At 50.2% G+C, this 1,096-nt stretch carries 2 tRNA genes and 1 rRNA gene; all 3 read right to left on the reverse strand.

What is annotated here, in order from left to right:
• Positions 1–186: 186 nt before the first annotated feature.
• Positions 187–262 (reverse strand) — tRNA-Ala (locus IBT46_RS27015).
• Positions 263–423: 161 nt separating this feature from the next.
• Positions 424–500 (reverse strand) — tRNA-Ile (locus tag IBT46_RS27020).
• A gap of 74 nt (positions 501–574) precedes the next feature.
• Positions 575–1,096: ribosomal RNA gene (locus IBT46_RS27025) — 16S ribosomal RNA — on the reverse strand; the annotation flags it as partial.

The following is a 1,096-nucleotide window of genomic DNA, read 5'->3' on the forward strand; positions in this document are numbered from 1 at the left end:
TCCCGAAAGACGGATGTCAGTTGCAAGCATTTGAGAGACTCGAACATACCGTGCTTCATTCTTATTACGGAGAATGAAAACAGTATGTCGTTTCAATTTTTCAGCTTGTTCCGGATTGTTAAAGAGCATAATACTTCGCAGCATACTGTTGCCAGTACACTCTGAAGTATTGAAAAACAGACAATATGGTGGAGCTAAGCGGGATCGAACCGCTGACCTCCTGCGTGCAAGGCAGGCGCTCTCCCAGCTGAGCTATAGCCCCATACAGTCGTGCAGTAAACCTTTCCAGTACCAACTCCGTAGAGTTATTCGCCCCTTTCCTTTAAGAAAGGAGAAAATGCAATTTGTGCTCAGGCAAGGCAAGTAGGAGGAAAGTTTAGTTAACTAAACGACCGAGTACTTAACGCCGCATGAGTGCAAATTTGGTAGGCCTGAGTGGACTTGAACCACCGACCTCACCCTTATCAGGGGTGCGCTCTAACCACCTGAGCTACAAGCCTGTAGAGGTTTTTTCTGCTCGTTACTTTTCTATCAGACAATCTGTGTGAGCACTACGCGGGAAAGTATCTTCAGGTAAGGAGGTGATCCAACCGCAGGTTCCCCTACGGTTACCTTGTTACGACTTCACCCCAGTCATGAATCACAAAGTGGTAAGCGCCCTCCCGAAGGTTAAGCTACCTACTTCTTTTGCAACCCACTCCCATGGTGTGACGGGCGGTGTGTACAAGGCCCGGGAACGTATTCACCGTAGCATTCTGATCTACGATTACTAGCGATTCCGACTTCACGGAGTCGAGTTGCAGACTCCGATCCGGACTACGACGCACTTTATGAGGTCCGCTTGCTCTCGCGAGGTCGCTTCTCTTTGTATGCGCCATTGTAGCACGTGTGTAGCCCTGGCCGTAAGGGCCATGATGACTTGACGTCATCCCCACCTTCCTCCGGTTTATCACCGGCAGTCTCCTTTGAGTTCCCGACCGAATCGCTGGCAACAAAGGATAAGGGTTGCGCTCGTTGCGGGACTTAACCCAACATTTCACAACACGAGCTGACGACAGCCATGCAGCACCTGTCTCACAGTTCCCGAAGGCACCAA

The sequence above is a fragment of the Erwinia sp. S38 genome, from assembly GCF_016624545.1.
Taxonomy (GTDB): Bacteria; Pseudomonadota; Gammaproteobacteria; order Enterobacterales; family Enterobacteriaceae; genus Erwinia; species Erwinia coffeiphila.